Consider the following 15,543-nt stretch of genomic DNA (forward strand, 5'->3'; position numbering starts at 1 on the left):
AGAAATCGCCGCTTGCCACTCTGCCATTTCCTATGCAAAAGCCCATATTGACGGGCGGCCGCTGCGTAAGCAGCCGTTCGCGAGCCAGCTGGGCAAATAACGATTCGGCTGTGCACCACAGGCCCGAAACCATGGAGCGGCACGGCGCCAGCTAGCGCAACGTGCGTATTTCACACCAAGCTGGACAAGGATTTCGCGGCAAGCTGGACAGGCTTTTCACACGAAGCTGGACACGGATTTCACGGCAAGCTGGACAGCGATTTCGCGCCAGGCTGGACAGTAAGGTCGTAAAGTAGCGACGCAGGTCAACCGTGGCACCCTTGACGATTTCGTCGGGGCGTCTACATGGCATTTCCAAAGTTGACCATGCGTAAAATTCGAGAAGCGTTGCGCCTACATTTCGAATGCGGCTTTAATCATCGGGAAGTCGGCCGGGCGTTGGGCACGTCGCCCACAACCGTTGGGCAATATGTCCGCCGTCTGGAACGGGCAGGCTTAAGCTACCCGCTGCCGCTAACGCTCAGCGATGATGAACTCGAGGCACGCCTGTTTCCGCCGCCGCCGCGTGTGGAAGGAGAACGTCCCGCACCGCACTGGCCGACCGTGAGGCGGGAGCTTGCCCGCAAAGGCGTGACGCTCGACCTGCTCTGGAACGAGTACAAGGCCGAGCACCCCGACGGTTACGCGTACACCTGGTTTTGCACACGATACAGCGAATGGGCGAATGCGCTTCCGCTAACCTTGCGGCAAACACACGCTCCGGGCGAGAAGTTGTTCGTCGACTACTCAGGCGACAAGGTTGCGATCATCAATGCGGATACGGGCGAAATCCGGGAGGCTGAGTTGTTCGTGGCCGTGCTGGGAGCCTCGAACTATACGTATGCGGAAGCGACCTGGACTCAGCAGAGTTCTGACTGGATTGGCTCTCACATTCGAACATTCGAATTTATGGGCGGTTGTCCTGAGATCGTCACGCCCGACAACCTTAAATCGGGTGTGCACAAGCCGAGCTTTTACGATCCCATTATCAATCGAACATACGGAGAAATGGCCTCGCATTATTCTCTGGCTGTCATCCCGGCCCGAAGTAAAAAGCCCCGTGATAAGGCATAGGCTTCATATTGCACCTTGTGTGGTTGATTGAACAGCGTTAAGCGTCGGAGCAGTCGAACTGTAGCGCCCACCTTGCCCTTTGACGAGGACGACATTGCCCACGGGCTCGAACAGACAGCGATGCAGGTTGCCGTAACGATGCTGGCGCAAGAATCCGCTTTGCCCCCACTGGTAGATGGTGGTCGCGCACACGCCGAGTTGGGCGGCGAGCTCGTCGGCGGTGAGCATGCCGCGCTCTCGTAGGCGCGTAAAGCGGCTCTTAAGTTTATAGGCGTTGCGGATGACGATGACCTTCTTGTGGGTGAAGGCCTCACCTTTCCAGTTCTTGTAGCCGAGCTCGTTGAGGTGCTTGGCGACTTGCCGGTCCGAACAGGTTTCGAGCAATTCGTCGACCTTCGCAACAACCTCTGGCAGCGTCTTGCGAATCAAAGCGATGGGCTTGCGTTTGTCGACCATCAGTGAGGTTGTTTGACCGCCACGGAAGCGAACATGGATCGCGATCTGCTCATTTTTTAAAAGTGTGACGTCCTCAATGAGCAGACCGAGCATCCGTTTGCGTTCGACGGGTTCAACACGCGTGTCGTTCCAGACCACGGCGAAGTCAGCAGCCAGTGCTCGAATGCGCGCACGCGCTTCGTCGGCAAGCAAACGCTGGTCGGCCATGCGTTGGCGGTCGTGCTCCTGTTGCAGATCGTCCAGTTGCCGAAGGCGGGCATTCCAGTCGGCTTCCAAAGCGTCAGCGACCATGCGGTTGGCAGGATCAACATTCATATAACGTCGGCGGGCGAGTTCGGCGTCGTAACGCGCCCGCTCCAGCTGCCGGTTGCGCATCGCGTTCGCCTGTTCAATGCGCCCAGCAATCTCGTCCTCGACGGCGAGAGCGACTTCGATGGCCGCGGGCGCAACAGTCTGTAGCAGCAGTGAACTGATCGCCAAGTCCACATCGCACCCGCGTATTGACTGACACGGCTTGCCTGCACGATGCGCAACAGCGGCGTGACACACATAGTACGGCTCGAGTGTGCTGGTCACCCTCTGATACCGGACGCGCATGCGTTGACCGCATACGCCGCACATCACGCGTCCCTGCAACAGCCCGACACCTTCGCGCGGCATAGCGCCCCGGCTGCCATCAGAGAAACTGCTAGAGCTTTGCTTGAGCGTCACCTGATTGCGCTCAAACTCGTCCCAGTCGATATAACCCGCGTGCGCGTCGCGGATCAATACCTCCCAATCACGCTGGGCGACCTTAAGTTGTGTACTTGTCAAATCGGCCTTGCGCGCGATTCGTGTTCGGCCGTACACGAATGCGCCGGCGTATCTGGGGTTGTGCAGGATCTGCAGGACACGCGACGTGTTCAGCTCACCCCAATGCACTTCACCCTTACCGATGCCGCGGAGGATTCTGCGGGGGAAGACCCAACCCTCGCGGCGAAACCGGCGCACCACCATGCTGGCCGAATGCGTCTGCCTATAGGTATCGAACAGCAACTGCAGACTCGCATGAATTTGCTTATCGGGGTCCAGCACAGCCGATCCATTGGGGTGGTAGACCAAGCCGATGGGCAGCGGCATTTCGAGCTCACCGCGCCTCGCCTTGTTGCGGATGCCACCCTGCAGTCTCGCCTTAAGTACATGCAGCTCCGCTTCGCTCATGGTGCCCTTCAGGCCAAGGAGAAGACGGTCATTGAAGTAAGCCGGATCATAGACACCGTCTTCGTCGAGAATGAGTGTGCGGGTCAGCGCTGCGAGCTCGATCAGACGGTGCCAGTCTGCGTTGTTGCGTGCGAGACGGGATACTTCCAGCCCGAGTACGATTCCAGCGTGGCCGATAGCAACCTCCGACACCAATTTCTGGAAGCCGTCGCGCTGCTGCGCGCTGGCTCCTGACAAACCAAGGTCGCAATCGATGACATGAACGCGCTCGATCGGCCAGCCTAGCGCGACAGCACGGTCGCGCAGCGCGTACTGGCGCTTGGTGCTTTCAGTGTTCTCGAATACCTGTCGTAGCGAAGATTGCCGCACGTATAGAAAGGCGTCGCGCTGCAGATGGTCAGCCGTGACTTTCTGGTATCGATCAGTAGACATGGACGAGCTCCGAATGAGTGTGCAGCACGAGACTGGCTAACAGGCGAACAAACTCGCCATCCGCCTGTAGTGGATACGCGATGGGTTCGTGTCCAGGAGCGGGAGTGCTTTGGGTCGCCGCCGTTTCAGCGAGCATGGGAAGGCCGTGCAGCATGCCGTGGTAACGCAATGCTGCAACGCCCTCTGGACGAGGCGCACCGTCGATCACAGCGGTGCGTAACGCCTCGTACGCGGCGATTGTCGCTCGCGCCGGGGATGCGCCAGCGAGTGCGGGATTTACGGTTTTTTTTTGCGCGCTATTGCGCGTTCGATGCTGCGGGGATGAACAGAGATGCCGAGTTCGGTTTCGAGTTGCCCGGCCAATGCACGAGCGTGAACTGGTCCAACGCCTTCGATGCGCTTCTCGATGAAGACCATCACATTGGTGCTGAGCTTGTGCGCGCCTTTCGGTCCGCGCTGCTTCGGCATGAGCCCGGGTAATCCATCGCGCGCGAACGCCTCCTCCGCCTGATAGAAGGTCGGGCGAGACACCCCAAACAGCGCTGCGGCTTCGGCCTTGGATGCGCCATCGACGTGGACGTGGCGGAGCATCTCGTATTTGACCTGAATGAGATCGTTCGCATCGAAGAAGTCGCCGGAGTGAAACCACGGCGCGCGAACGCGTTCTGGATGAGGATTGCGCACGCCAAGACGATTCAGGCGTTCGAGCTTCGGATCGGGTTTCTTCAAAGCGTTGTTCACACTGGATGTTATGTAAATTAAAATACGCCGTATATATAGAAACGTCAAGACAAACGATGTGCTTGGGATGACGTATATCACCGTTTTCCGGCGAATTATGCCGCACGTCATGGCACCGATTGAAACGTGTCGCGGCATAGTTAAATTTACACTCACGGCATAATTTATTTGACATGGTTCGCAGCTCCCGGCATCAGATCGTCGATCAACGCGCGCAATCGGCGCAGATCGTCAGTACGAAACCAGGAGCGGCCCGCGGCCGCCTGGGCGAAAGCGTCCGGCTCGTCGACATTGGTCCAGGACGCCAGCATCGACGCCAGCCGGCCGTTGGCGTCGTAAAACATCACACGGTCCTCACCCCAGTTCTGTCGGCGCGTAACCACGTCGACGTGCGCCCCGCGCTGAGGATGGAACGGATGAGTGATCTTGAGCGTTACAACTGCGCGATTGTCGTCATGACAAGCAGTTGCTGACTTACGATAAAGCCAAGGTCGAGCAAGGCGTGCTCCTTGTCCAACGCTACATTCTCGCCCGACTTCGCAAGCACCGTTTCTTTAGCCTGGCCGAGGCAAACTCTGCGATCGCGTCACTCCTGGTCGACTTGAACAACAAATCCTTCAAGAAGCTGCCGGGATCGCGCCGCAGCACCTTCGATGAATTCGAACGCTCATCGCTGAAGGCGCTTCCATTGCTGCGCTATCAATATGCTGACTGGAAGGTGGCGCGCGTGGGACTCGACTACCACGTCGACATTGACGTTCACTATTACTCTGTACCGCATCGCTTCGCGCGTCAACAGGTCGACGTTCGATATACGAACGGGACAGTCGAGATCTTCCACCGAGGCACGCGTATCGCCGCCCACGCGCGAAGCACTCGACGTGGTCACCACACTACGGTTAATGCGCACATGCCGCCTCACCATCAAGAGGTCAGCGGATGGGGAGCACAGCGCCTGTACGACTGGGCCATGCGTATCGGCCCGCATACCGCCGCCGTGATCCAGCACTTGCTCGGCGGCCGACAGCATCCTCAACAAGCCTATCGCGCCTGCCTTGGCGTGCTTCGCCGTATCCGTCAGCGCATCCCGTCTTGAACGCGCGTAAGCGCGGTGCGAAGGTGATGGCATCGTAACGACGGAGCAAGGCAATGGACGACGCAACGAGCGAGGCCGTACCGACGGGCGCACGGCGCCCCCGGCAAGGCGAAGCATTCTGGCGCGAGATGGTCATGGCATGGACCACAAGCGGACTGGGCCTTCGACGTTTCTGTCGTGAGCAGGGGCTCGCCGTCAGTACCTTCGGCCTGTGGCGCAAGAAGCTCTCTGGCGAGGCACGAGCAGGCGCGCACCCGCTCGCGGTCACCCCGGACGCTGCATTTATCGTTTCTCATCCGGACACCGCACCAGCCACTCCTGCGCCACCGTCGACGGCGGACGCTTTGTCATCTTCGCGTGATCGGGTGACGTTGTCGCTCGCCGGTGTTCGCATCGAGCTGACCGGTGCTCATGCCGAGCGCATCGTGCGTTTCGTGCTCGGACAGCTCGGAGGTAGCCGGTGCTGATCGCAGCCGATGTTCGTGCGTATATCTGCCGTGAGCCGGTCGACATGCGCAAATCCATCGACGGCCTGTCGTATCTGGTCGAACCACTGCTTGCCCAGAACCCTGTCTCCGGCAATCTGTTCGTGTTCGTCGGGCGCGACCGCTCGAAAGTCAAATGCCTTTACTGGGATCGCACCGGCTTCGCGCTCTGGTACAAGCGCCTTGAACGGGGCCGCTTTCCATCACCGTTAGCGCTCGCGCAACGCGGCTTCACGCTCGCCGAACTCAACGCCTGGCTCGAAGGTATTGAGATCCCGGCACGCGAGCCACATCGCGCCGTCGCGGTGACGCGCGTGAGCTGAACTCGCTGTCGCCTGCGCAGATACAACGCTCCCCCGATCTTGTAAACGTAGCGCGAGTTGGGCATCATGATAGCCATGCCGCCCACCGCCATCACTGTCGCGGAATTGCCGGTCGAGCCCGACGCGCTGCAAGCCTTCGCGCTCGAACAGAACCGGCTGGCATGCGTGCTGTGGGAGCAGCTGGAAGCGCTGCAGCACCAGATTGCCCAGGCGAACCGTGCGCGCTTCGGCGTCAGTTCCGAGCGGCTGGCGGGTCAGGCGGAACTGTTCGACGCCGCCACGGAGTTGCCCATTCCTCCTGAGCCGGCGCAGGTTCCGGTCGCGGGCCACACCCGCAAGGGCCGTCCGGCGCTGCCGAAGGACCTGCCGCGCGAGCGCGTTGAATACGATCTGAAGGACGAACAGAAAGCCGCATTCGATTCGCTCGAGCGTATCGGCGAGGAGCGCAGCGAGACGCTGCACTACGAGCCGTCGAGGCTCACCGTCATTGAACATATCCGCTTCAAGTACGCGGCGAAGAAGGATGGCGAGTCGACCATCGTGACCGCAAGTGCCCAGCCTTCGCCGCTGCCGAAGAGCAATGCGAGCGCGAGCCTGCTGGCTAACATCCTGGTCAACACCTACGTCGATCACCTGCCTTTGAACCGGCAGGAGATGCGCTATGCACGACGTGGTGTGCACCTGCCCCGGGCAACGCTGTGCGAATGGAAGCTGGCGGCAGCCGAACTGCTCGAAGTGCTGCTGCCACCGCTACGGGCTCACCAGTTGCAGGCACCCCGCATGCACGTCGACGACACGACGCTGCCATTACTCGAGAAGGGTCGCACGGCGACGCGCACAGCACGATTATGGGGATACCTGGGCGCGGGCCAGCGCGAGGAGAACGGCGTCTGGGTTGACCACCCGCCAGCGGTCGTGTTCGAGTTCGCCGAATCGCGCTCCGGTTCGCATCCGCTGCGGTACCTGCAGAAGTACAAAGGTTATCTGCAGGCGGACGCGTACAGTGGACATGGCGCACTCTACGAAACCGGAGACATCGTCGAGGTCGGATGTTGGGCGCATTGCCGTCGACGCTTCTTCGAAATCGCGAAGGCGCAGAGCAAACCGGGACTTGCGGCGCAGGCGCTGCAGTGGATTGCCAGCCTGTATGCGATCGAGTCGCGGATCCGGGACCAAACACCTGATCTCAAATATGCGGCGCGGCAAATCGATGCGCTGCCGGTGCTCGCCCAGTTCCGGCAATGGCTGGAAGGCAACGTTATCGGTTTGCCAGCTCAGGCGCCGCTCGCGAAAGCCTTCGGCTATGCGTTACGCCATTGGCCGGCGCTCGTTCGTTACACCGAGAGCGGTATCCTGCTGCCTGATAACAATGCTCTCGAGCGTCAAATTCGCCCTATCGCCCTGGGGAGAGCCAATTGGACATTCGCGGGCTCGCCGCGTGGCGCCAGGGCCGCCGCCACGATGTACTCGCTACTCGGCACGGCTCGGCTGAACGCCTTCGAGCCCTATGCATGGCTCAAGGACACACTTCAGAAGTTGCCGTCGTATCCTGTCAACCGCGTGCACGAACTGTTGCCGCTCGCCCGTTAAACGCCTACACATTCATGGACATTCTCGACTCGCTTCGGCAGGCGCCCAGCGCCGAGTTGTATCGCCTCTATCTCGCCATCGGCAAAATGCTGGACGACCCGCGACGCATTCTCGAGGTACGTCAACGCTTGCATCTGGGAATGGAGGTCAGTTATATCGGGGGCGATCCGCTCGCACCACCTTCGCACGGGACGGTGGTGGAGCTGAGGCAAACCCAGGCGGTGATCCAGGACAACCAGAACCGTCAGCGTTGGTCGGTGCTATACGCGGCGGTTATCCCTGACACTGCGAGCGGCCCAACTCACGCGCCTGCGTCGCCGCCACCGCGAGCTCAGCGAGAGGAATTCTTCATTGGCGACACCGTCGGCTTCACCGACAAACATCTGAGTGAGCGGGTCGGCATCATCGTCCGCCTCAACGCAAAAACGGCGTCCATCGCTGTTAATGATTTGGAAGGCCATTGGCGGGTCTCTTACGCTCTGTTGCGGAAGATCGTCGACATCTAACCGCGCGACACCGTCAACACGGGTTCCGCTGACGGATACGCTTCGCCTCGGCAAAGACCATGGCAATGCGCGGCTGGAAGCCGCGTGCTGCCGCGCCATCGATCTGAAGGCGCCAAGCTACCGTTTCATTAGCTCGACGCTGAAGAACGGTCTGGACCAGTCGCCTCAGACAGAAACGGATCAGGCCAGCTTACCGCTCACACATCCCAATGTGCGCGGCCCCGACTACTACCATTGAAGAGGACGCATGCTCAACCATCCAACGATCGACAAGCTTCACGCGCTGAGGCTGAACGGCATGGCAGCCGCCTTGGCGCAACAGCAGAATAACCCCGATATCGAAGCGCTGGGTTTCGAAGAGCGCTTGGGCTTGCTTGTGGAGCGCGAAGCAAGCGAGCGCGAATCTAGGCAAACCTCATCGCGCCTTCGGCGTGCCAAGCTGAAGTTCCCCGATGCCGTGGCCGAAGACATCGACTACCGCACCCCGCGCGGGCTCGATCGCGCACTCATGGGCCGCTTGCTGACCGGCGAATGGATTCGGGAGAAGCACAACACGCTGATTATCGGCGCGACCGGCCTCGGTAAGACCTGGCTCGGATGCGCGCTTGCCAATCAGGCATGCCGCTTAGGCTACACGGTGGCCTATCTCAAGATGCCGCGACTCACAGAGGAACTCGCTATTGCGCACGGCAGCGGCCGATACGCGCGAGCGCTCGCGCAGTGGGCCAAAACGGACGTACTGTTGATGGATGACTTCGCGATGGCACCAATGCCTGACAGCGCCCGGCGCGACCTGCTCGAAATACTTGATGACCGCCACGGTCGCCGTTCAACCATCGCGACGAGTCAAATTCCTGTCGAAAACTGGCATGGCGCGCTTGGTGATCCGACACTTGCCGACGCCATTCTCGACCGGCTTGTTCACAACACGTATCGGATCAACATGAAGGGCGAATCGATGCGAAAACAAAAAATTAGTTTGACCGAAAACCTGCAGGCAGAGTAAAAACAGAAAACCCCTGCGTCGCTGCGCTCCGACTGTCCAGCTTCGCGCGAAACACCTGTCCGCCTTCACGCGAAACGCGTGTCCAGCTTCCCCGAAATACGCACGCAACGGACGCCCACCTCATCGGAGCCGGAGGATGTAACGGGCGAGCTCCCACTGCCCCAGATGGTCCGCGCGGGATGCCATTACAACCCCGCGCCCAGATTCGAAAAAACCGGGAACCGGGCAACGAAGCACCTCATCGCCTCGTCACTCGTCACTCCTCGTCGCCATCGCGCCACGAGCGCGTACGCGGCGGACTCAATGTCGACCGGCAATGAGACGTCTAAACAGCAGGGCGCCATTGGATACGTCACCGGCAAGCCTGCAAAGCGTCGATTTCCCTCCACGCAGAAATTTAGTCTCCGCGTCATAATTGCGTCGGTTGGCGCGCCTTGGGAGTAACCACCGACATTCGGCCCAGAAAGCGCTGGGATTACTGCGTGAGTGCCCGGTTTTCGCCCCTAAACCCGCAGAGCCTGCGGCTTGCATGGAGCGGCGCGGCAGGCACTGAGCCCCGGCACTACCCGCCGGGGCTTTTTTCTTTCGACCAGAGTCCCGCAAGTCAACGACCCGCTCGCGCTCACGAACGCAGCTCTGTCGCCCGTGACGCGACGACCGCTACGCGTCAAAGGAATCAGCAACAGGACTGCCGCCGTCAAGGTACTCTTCATATGAGCTCCGCAGCAACTGTCGACCATGGCCTCATCGAGTGCATCGAGTTCGACGCCGCGCGCCTTGCATATGACGTCGACGGGGGGGTAACGCGCAGCGCGCCGACAATCTGGCGAGGCGGTCCGATGACGGCAACCCAGTTATGATCCCGTGAACCGGTCTACTGCAGATCAGGCGCCCGCGTCGCTGCCTGTTTTGCAGCCACTCGCGCTAGCGCCGCCTGGAGGTCTTGCGGATAATTCGGATCCTCACCTGTGGATGGCCAATAGCCAGCCTGTTCGAGCTCGACCAGTTCGGCCCACACTTGCGGATGGGTGATGGGGGCGTTCGACTGGGCGAACGACACAACCGGGGTGGCGACGAGCGCCACGGCAGAGACTGCATGGATTAACGACCTCATGATGGCTTACCTCCTCGTTGCTGGCCCTTGCACTGACTGCAAGCCGCGCATACTTATAGTCGCTCCTCAAAGTCTAGGCCTCGTTTCTGCAATCGTGCAGGTATCAGCAAGGATCATCGGTCAGGCCGCATCAATAATTGTGCCCTCGTGCCGTCCGCAGTCCCCCTATCCGGCGCATGTCGACCCTGCAAGGAGAAGGTCGCCGCGACATTGGCACCGATCGAGAAGCGCGCCATCCGCTCCATCAAGTAACATCCTGCCCCTTGGAATTATGGAACTGGGCAGGATGGAACGTTTCTTTATGACGCGAGCGAGCGCTATCGCATATCTGCTCAAGGCGCGTCGCGCGATGCCAGATGAGATTGAGGACCTGCGGGTTCGCGATGCCGATATGAGGCTGCAAGAACTGGATGCGATAGACCGCCTGCTCATTGACGTCCGCGCGGGCCGCACTCGTGAATTCAGGGTGGCCATGCCTTTATCAGTTGAAATCGCTATCACAGATTAATGACATTTACCACAAACACTTTTGCAATTCCCGAACGAATGCCTAACGTCGAAATCCGTAAGATCCTGGCTTTGCCATTGACGCCAATTTGGGTATGCGCTTCTCGAACAAGCAGGCTGGACGCTACTCGACCGACGACCCACCAGGCCGTGCTCGCCCTTTCAGGACGCTGAAGGAACGTGCTTTTAACACCGCGCCTACCGCCCTCGCCTGGCTTCTCATTTTGATGGGATATTGCTTTTCAGCGTGGCTCTTCGTGAAACACTGGTAATACGCGTTCAAGTTATGCAATGACGAAAATTCCCGTGAAACAGTCACGAAGCCGGGCCCCGGAGGCGCGCGTTCTACGACGATCAAGCGTTCGTCATCATTCGTGCCAGGTTTACACTGGTGAGAGGCTTAAGCGACTGCCGATAGACTGATGGCGTCTCGTCGATGCGAGACAAAACCCCGAGTGAAATTTTGAAGCCCGCCCATACCCGCGGGCATTTTTTTATCCGCCCCTCTCGCGTAGATGACGGACCAAAAAAAGAAGCCGCAGTCATAGCCGCGGCTCTGAATCACACACGCCCGGAGATCGCTGGGCGTGCGCAACTCTTACACGCCGTAACAAACGCCCAATCGGGTATTTTGTCCGATGTTTTGGCCCTGAAATCTTGCGCGTTGATGATGGTCTGATGGTCCGCGGGCCATATTCCGCCCGCGGAACCACAGCGTATGCGCCAGCTTTTGAGCGTCGCAGCACTGCTGACGAGCCGCCAGCAGCACCCCGGCGCAGATGCTTTGAATAGGCATTGAATTCATACGATATTAAGATATCAGGCCGACGCGTGAGGACGGCCATTTTTTCATCCGATGAAACCTGATCCTTTGACGCAGCTGATTGACACCCTTAGAAGCCGGGTTAGCCAGCTGGACTGGGACGTGATCCTCCTTGCCGCCATGCTGGGCCTGACCGCCTTGCTGGTCGCGGCCTTGGCAATTCTGCTGATCACGATGCTACCATAGACAGTATGGCTTTCGCTGCGCACGAGGCTGACCGCCGCACGGAGATGAAATGCCGGGTTCCGACGCGTCCCAAGCGCTCACGTCTTCTCCACATGCCAGAGATGTGGTTGGTTCTGATGCGATAAGCCTGGGGGCACCCCTATGTGATTCGTCAAGCATTAGGGGCTGATTCCGGTTGATAGGCCGAAATGGTCGAGGCGCGGTCCCAGAACCCGATCCTGTCGGGAAGTGAAGATAGTAACGGGGCCTCGATGGCACGGCAGGAACCTAACCTTCACGCGCGTAGGGTTCGCATGGTTCATCTGCGACCACGCACGATATATCCGGACTACAAAATTTTTGACCACGTCCACTTTGCAGCTGACCTGTCAACCAAAACAGGACGAACTGGCGTCAATTTACTGCACCAATTGATTAATAACGAATCCCCAATATCGCTCGCTCTCGAATTTTCTGTTTAGACGACCTGAGGTCATTTCCCGGACATCCTGTGTCGGTTTGGCACCTGACTACTCATGGCGGAAGAAACACAGTCGTTATTCAAGGCCGCTGGATATATGCCGTTAACGATGATGATGCCCCATGGATTGAGGGCGTTAAGGACCGACCGCATGCCACTCCTGATTAACGGCGCCGGGTAAAAGCGAGGCAGAATGGACAAAAACAGACTCACGTTTGCGCTTGCGTATAGCTTGCGCTTTATTGACTTCCTGTTAGCCGGGTACGGCACGATCAACCGCAGCGCGATCTGTTCTTTCTTTGCGCTGTCGATGCCGCAAGCGTCGCACGACTTCGGGACGATCAACAGATTGAGCCACATAACATGAAATACGACAAGACGTCGAAAACGTACAGGCGCGGGCTTGAATTTGAGAGGGCTTTCCCATAATGCGCTGGTTCAGCGTGACGGAAAAGACGCCGCGAGCCACAGCAGGGGATAGCTTTTCGCCCTATGTCGTCGTGTGGATCGTGTGCGATAACGGCGTTGAATTCTGGCAGGCCGATCAATACGATACAGCAAGCGGGACGTGGGTCAAGAACCACGGCGAGGGTCGACGCGTCACGCATTGGACCGAAGGCCCGAAACGTCCGCGCGAATACGGGAAGACTTGTGTCATGATGGATGGCGGCCTTGCGATACGCTGCACCATCTGCCACCAGACCTCGTATATCCAGAATGATGTACTTAATCGCTATTGCGAAAACTGCAAAACGTTCCATGAGCGGTAAGCGCACGCTGCCGCGTGTGAGCGCCGCACTTCGTGGCGACTGCGTTGTATGAGAAGGGCGACGGTATATCAGGACTTCAAAACGTTTGGCCAAATGCACGCGACGTTTGCAACCGACCTGTCAACCAAACAGGATGACTTCACGTCACTTTATTGCCATCTGATTAATAAAAGATTCTCCGGATCGTTCGCTCGCGAATTGCTATTAGGCGACTTGAGGTTATTTCCCGGACAGCGTTATCGTTTGGCGCCATGACTACTCATGGCGGAAAAAGCACAGTCGCATCCTGCATAATGCGAAACCGTTTCAATCTTTCTGCCTGAGGAATGCAAGCCTGCAAGGGGCCGTATGAACCACCTTCGCCGGACCCCGAAGAAGCTCGGGCATTGATCGACCATGCGGTCCGGTGCGTCGGTGACGCGTTCGCGCCCAACGTGTCGGCGCGCACCGCACCACCCTGATTGATGCGCGGGCGCGGTACGCATTCCCCCACGCCGCGCCGGCCCGCGCTGCGGATCTGGCAGGACGGGCGGCTACCCGGCATGGCGGACAACTGGCGCGACTTTCACTTTTTTTCGGCGAAAAGGTGTATCCGGCGACCTGCATCAGCTACACCGCGCGCGATATCGATGGCGGGCACGGCAGGACAGGCCTGCGAGGCCAATGCGCGGCGCATCAATCCCGCTGGAAGGACGGTGCGCAACCTGTCCGACAAGCTCAGGAACGCGTCCAGCGGCGGTGCTAACGAAGCGTATACCCCGCCAATCCGCCGCCACGCCTGCCGCGCTGTGCGGCCTGAACCCATTTTTACCAAGAGGAGTCGCAGATGAACATTGCGCTGATCGGTATTGACCACCTGCGTGACGTGCTGGAACACTTTCCCGAGCTGGCCGGCGTGTCGCACTTTCGCGTCACGATGGCCGACCAGACCGTCCGCCAGGTGACCCGCGCGGGTCTTCTTGAGCTCGCGCAGACCTGCGAGGCGCCCCGCATTACGTTCTCGCCAGTCAAGCCCGTGTGAAGAAAAAGCCCGGGAATACTGGACTACGCGGCCGGGAGCCGGCCAAATCGATCGGGCAATCGACGGGCGTGAATCGTCGGCAAGGGTACCGCTTGCTGGAGCGGGCGATGTTGCGACATCCTGACGGCCGACCTTTGGTTTTCGTGCCCTGGTCCGTTACACGCGTATTGCGGCATATACGCGGGCACAGGAGCTCGAGGTTGATCGCGAGCGTGGCAGTGGTTGCGCGGCGGCACCCTTATTCCGACGGCGATGGGTCGACGCCGGTCATCCGCTGGTAGTAGCCGGCGAGTTCGCGCCGCACGCGCTTCCTTTCCGCCTGCACATAAATTGTGGTGGTCTGCAGTGACGCATGACCGAGCACCTGCTGCACGACGTCAAGCGGCACGTCGACGGCCGCCTGGGTGCCAAACGTATGCCGGAACGCGTGCGGGGTGGTGCCGGCCAGTTGCCGGCGCTCGTCCTCGGTGAGATCCAGCTCGGCGCGGATCTGCCGCACCGCCCAGTTGACCAGCTCGCGCAGCCCGTTGCCCGAATAGCCCACCCCACCCTGCTGATCCTGCTCTCGCTCCCGACTTCGGTCACCCTGCGCACCGGCGTGCCGGCGCTGCGCCGCCCGCGTCGCCGGGATCACCAGCGGCGCGACCAGCGGCGCCGACGGCGGCGGCGCAGCGAGATCCAGTTCGCGATCCCGCCAGTGCGCGGCCAGCGCCTCGACGCACGCGCCGCTGACCGGCACGATGCGCTGTTTGCGGCCCTTGCCGGTCACCTCCAGTTCCCAGTTCGCCGGCACCTCGCCATCGGCCGGCACGTAGCGCAGCTGCTCGCGGCGGGCGAGCGCCGCCTCGGCGTTGCGCAGACCCGAGTCGCCCATCAGCAGCAGCGCGGCGCGCGCGGCGCGCCAGCGCGTAGCGGCCGGCCCCAGACTCGCGCTACGGTCTTCGGCGACCGGAACATGCAGTTGTCGGCGCGGGAGAGTCGGTCTTCAGTGTGTGTCTGGTTTCTTGCCCGCCTCTCACGCGGGCTTTTTTTTGCCTGTGAGCGATGGCGCACGGTGTCACGTCGCTGGCTAAATAACTATTGCGGGAAAACTTGACTGACACGACAGCCATGCTGATCGGCGAGGACATGCCGACGAACGAAGGCGCCGACATGATTACGATTGATTTAACAGCCTGGCAAGAAGGCTTTAACGCTGCTCGTCGTGGTAAGTCTTTGGATGCCTGCCCGTATGAAAACGGGAGTACTGAGGTATGGGCATGGAGTTCTGGATTTGTCGAAGGCTTGTCCAAGCCCCTGCGTATCGTCAGCGATCACCCGCCAGAAGGCGACGACAGCGCATCAACCGACCTCGCCTCATAATCGACAGGCATCGCCCCCGGCCAGCCGCGCTCAATGACTGTGGCGGCTTCGCGCAGGCCGCTGCAAATTCCAGATCGACCCGTTCGGCGGCGCCGTCGCGATCGAGTAAGCATCGGGCCGGATGCAGGCGGATCGCTGCGCGACGTGGGGGGTCAACCGCTCCAATTCCGGCCGCGTTTCAATTCTCTCCGCCGGCTGTAGCACGGCACGCACAGCTCTTTCCGGACAAGCCGCAAAGAGGCGACGCCACATCGCACAGGGGGCGCGCCGTCTGCACAGGCTGGTAGGTGTTTGCCCGTGCTCATCGATGGCTGGCGCTTGACGGCCGTACGCCTGCAAGCGGTGTTGCCCG

The 15,543-nt window shown here is 60.0% G+C and carries 15 protein-coding genes and 2 pseudogenes; 12 read left to right on the forward strand and 5 right to left on the reverse strand.

Annotated features, from left to right (window positions below):
* Window positions 1–345: 345 nt before the first annotated feature.
* Window positions 346–1,110, forward strand: a pseudogene (istA, locus tag BLW71_RS37665) (IS21 family transposase); the annotation flags it as partial.
* Between the two features lie 6 nt (window positions 1,111–1,116).
* Here the strand turns inward: istA and BLW71_RS37670 are convergent.
* From BLW71_RS37670 to BLW71_RS37680, 3 genes are all read right to left on the reverse strand, one after another.
* Window positions 1,117–3,201 (reverse strand): recombinase family protein, encoded by a 2,085-nt coding sequence (locus BLW71_RS37670; RefSeq protein ID WP_091809481.1) that lies wholly within the window; start codon window positions 3,199–3,201, stop codon window positions 1,117–1,119.
* A gap of 276 nt (window positions 3,202–3,477) precedes the next feature.
* Window positions 3,478–3,930: a helix-turn-helix domain-containing protein gene (locus BLW71_RS37675; protein ID WP_177205213.1), complete on the reverse strand. Its 453-nt coding sequence runs from the start codon at window positions 3,928–3,930 to the stop codon at window positions 3,478–3,480.
* A gap of 176 nt (window positions 3,931–4,106) precedes the next feature.
* The gene (locus BLW71_RS37680) at window positions 4,107–4,367 is read right to left on the reverse strand and encodes a DUF5372 family protein (protein WP_091809484.1); all 261 of its coding nucleotides are present in this window, start codon (window positions 4,365–4,367) and stop codon (window positions 4,107–4,109) included.
* Between the two features lie 53 nt (window positions 4,368–4,420).
* Between BLW71_RS37680 and BLW71_RS37685 the strand changes: the two are divergent.
* From BLW71_RS37685 to istB, 6 genes and pseudogenes are all read left to right on the forward strand, one after another.
* Window positions 4,421–5,011, forward strand: a pseudogene (locus tag BLW71_RS37685) (Mu transposase domain-containing protein); the annotation flags it as partial.
* Window positions 5,012–5,091: 80 nt separating this feature from the next.
* Entirely contained in the window at window positions 5,092–5,505 is a 414-nt protein-coding gene (tnpA, locus tag BLW71_RS37690) for an IS66 family insertion sequence element accessory protein TnpA (RefSeq protein ID WP_091809487.1), read from the forward strand.
* Window positions 5,499–5,846 carry an IS66 family insertion sequence element accessory protein TnpB gene (gene tnpB, locus BLW71_RS37695; RefSeq protein WP_179707317.1) on the forward strand — a complete coding sequence of 116 codons (348 nt, stop codon included), beginning with the start codon at window positions 5,499–5,501 and terminating at the stop codon, window positions 5,844–5,846. The genes tnpA and tnpB overlap by 7 nt, the downstream gene beginning before the upstream one ends.
* A 105-nt stretch (window positions 5,847–5,951) precedes the next feature.
* Window positions 5,952–7,436 carry an IS66 family transposase gene (gene tnpC, locus BLW71_RS37700; RefSeq protein ID WP_177205214.1) on the forward strand — a complete coding sequence of 495 codons (1,485 nt, stop codon included), beginning with the start codon at window positions 5,952–5,954 and terminating at the stop codon, window positions 7,434–7,436.
* 14 nt (window positions 7,437–7,450) lie between these two features.
* The gene (locus BLW71_RS37705) at window positions 7,451–7,942 is read left to right on the forward strand and encodes a hypothetical protein (protein ID WP_091809489.1); all 492 of its coding nucleotides are present in this window, start codon (window positions 7,451–7,453) and stop codon (window positions 7,940–7,942) included.
* A gap of 247 nt (window positions 7,943–8,189) precedes the next feature.
* Entirely contained in the window at window positions 8,190–8,948 is a 759-nt protein-coding gene (gene istB, locus BLW71_RS37715; protein ID WP_091809491.1) for an IS21-like element helper ATPase IstB, read from the forward strand.
* Between the two features lie 874 nt (window positions 8,949–9,822).
* Here the strand turns inward: istB and BLW71_RS37720 are convergent.
* Window positions 9,823–10,062, reverse strand: coding sequence for a DUF4148 domain-containing protein (locus tag BLW71_RS37720; RefSeq protein ID WP_091809494.1), 240 nt, complete (start codon window positions 10,060–10,062; stop codon window positions 9,823–9,825).
* Between the two features lie 286 nt (window positions 10,063–10,348).
* Between BLW71_RS37720 and BLW71_RS37725 the strand changes: the two genes are divergently transcribed.
* The 4 genes from BLW71_RS37725 (at window position 10,349) to BLW71_RS37735 (ending at window position 13,829) form a co-directional block, all read left to right on the forward strand.
* Window positions 10,349–10,570: a hypothetical protein gene (locus BLW71_RS37725; protein ID WP_091809496.1), complete on the forward strand. Its 222-nt coding sequence runs from the start codon at window positions 10,349–10,351 to the stop codon at window positions 10,568–10,570.
* Between the two features lie 870 nt (window positions 10,571–11,440).
* Entirely contained in the window at window positions 11,441–11,578 is a 138-nt protein-coding gene (locus BLW71_RS41875; RefSeq protein WP_177205215.1) for a hypothetical protein, read from the forward strand.
* A gap of 888 nt (window positions 11,579–12,466) precedes the next feature.
* Complete coding sequence (locus BLW71_RS37730) at window positions 12,467–12,808, forward strand: hypothetical protein (protein WP_091809498.1); 342 nt, start codon at window positions 12,467–12,469, stop codon at window positions 12,806–12,808.
* Window positions 12,809–13,634: 826 nt separating this feature from the next.
* Window positions 13,635–13,829 (forward strand): hypothetical protein, encoded by a 195-nt coding sequence (locus tag BLW71_RS37735; RefSeq protein WP_091809500.1) that lies wholly within the window; start codon window positions 13,635–13,637, stop codon window positions 13,827–13,829.
* Between the two features lie 238 nt (window positions 13,830–14,067).
* On the opposite strand, the gene BLW71_RS37740 is transcribed toward BLW71_RS37735, so the two are convergent.
* On the reverse strand, window positions 14,068–14,703 hold the full coding sequence (locus tag BLW71_RS37740; protein ID WP_091809501.1) for a tyrosine-type recombinase/integrase: 636 nt from the start codon (window positions 14,701–14,703) through the stop codon (window positions 14,068–14,070).
* 236 nt (window positions 14,704–14,939) lie between these two features.
* Between BLW71_RS37740 and BLW71_RS37745 the strand changes: the two genes are divergently transcribed.
* Complete coding sequence (locus BLW71_RS37745; protein WP_091809503.1) at window positions 14,940–15,191, forward strand: ribosome modulation factor; 252 nt, start codon at window positions 14,940–14,942, stop codon at window positions 15,189–15,191.
* Window positions 15,192–15,543 lie beyond the last annotated feature (352 nt).

The organism is Burkholderia sp. WP9 (assembly GCF_900104795.1).
Taxonomy (GTDB): Bacteria; Pseudomonadota; Gammaproteobacteria; order Burkholderiales; family Burkholderiaceae; genus Paraburkholderia.

What these genes read in the sequence shown, in the direction of transcription:
- BLW71_RS37705 (WP_091809489.1), top strand. Translation starts at nt 7,451, where the DNA reads ATGGACATTCTCGACTCGCTTCGGCAGGCGCCCAGCGCCGAGTTGTAT.
- BLW71_RS37725 (WP_091809496.1), top strand. Translation starts at nt 10,349, where the DNA reads ATGGAACGTTTCTTTATGACGCGAGCGAGCGCTATCGCATATCTGCTC.
- BLW71_RS37745 (WP_091809503.1), top strand. Translation starts at nt 14,940, where the DNA reads ATGCTGATCGGCGAGGACATGCCGACGAACGAAGGCGCCGACATGATT.
- BLW71_RS37735 (WP_091809500.1), top strand. Translation starts at nt 13,635, where the DNA reads ATGAACATTGCGCTGATCGGTATTGACCACCTGCGTGACGTGCTGGAA.
- BLW71_RS37740 (WP_091809501.1), bottom strand. Translation starts at nt 14,703, where the DNA reads ATGGGCGACTCGGGTCTGCGCAACGCCGAGGCGGCGCTCGCCCGCCGC.
- BLW71_RS37670 (WP_091809481.1), bottom strand. Translation starts at nt 3,201, where the DNA reads ATGTCTACTGATCGATACCAGAAAGTCACGGCTGACCATCTGCAGCGC.
- BLW71_RS37720 (WP_091809494.1), bottom strand. Translation starts at nt 10,062, where the DNA reads ATGAGGTCGTTAATCCATGCAGTCTCTGCCGTGGCGCTCGTCGCCACC.
- BLW71_RS37730 (WP_091809498.1), top strand. Translation starts at nt 12,467, where the DNA reads ATGCGCTGGTTCAGCGTGACGGAAAAGACGCCGCGAGCCACAGCAGGG.
- istB (WP_091809491.1), top strand. Translation starts at nt 8,190, where the DNA reads ATGCTCAACCATCCAACGATCGACAAGCTTCACGCGCTGAGGCTGAAC.
- tnpA (WP_091809487.1), top strand. Translation starts at nt 5,092, where the DNA reads ATGGACGACGCAACGAGCGAGGCCGTACCGACGGGCGCACGGCGCCCC.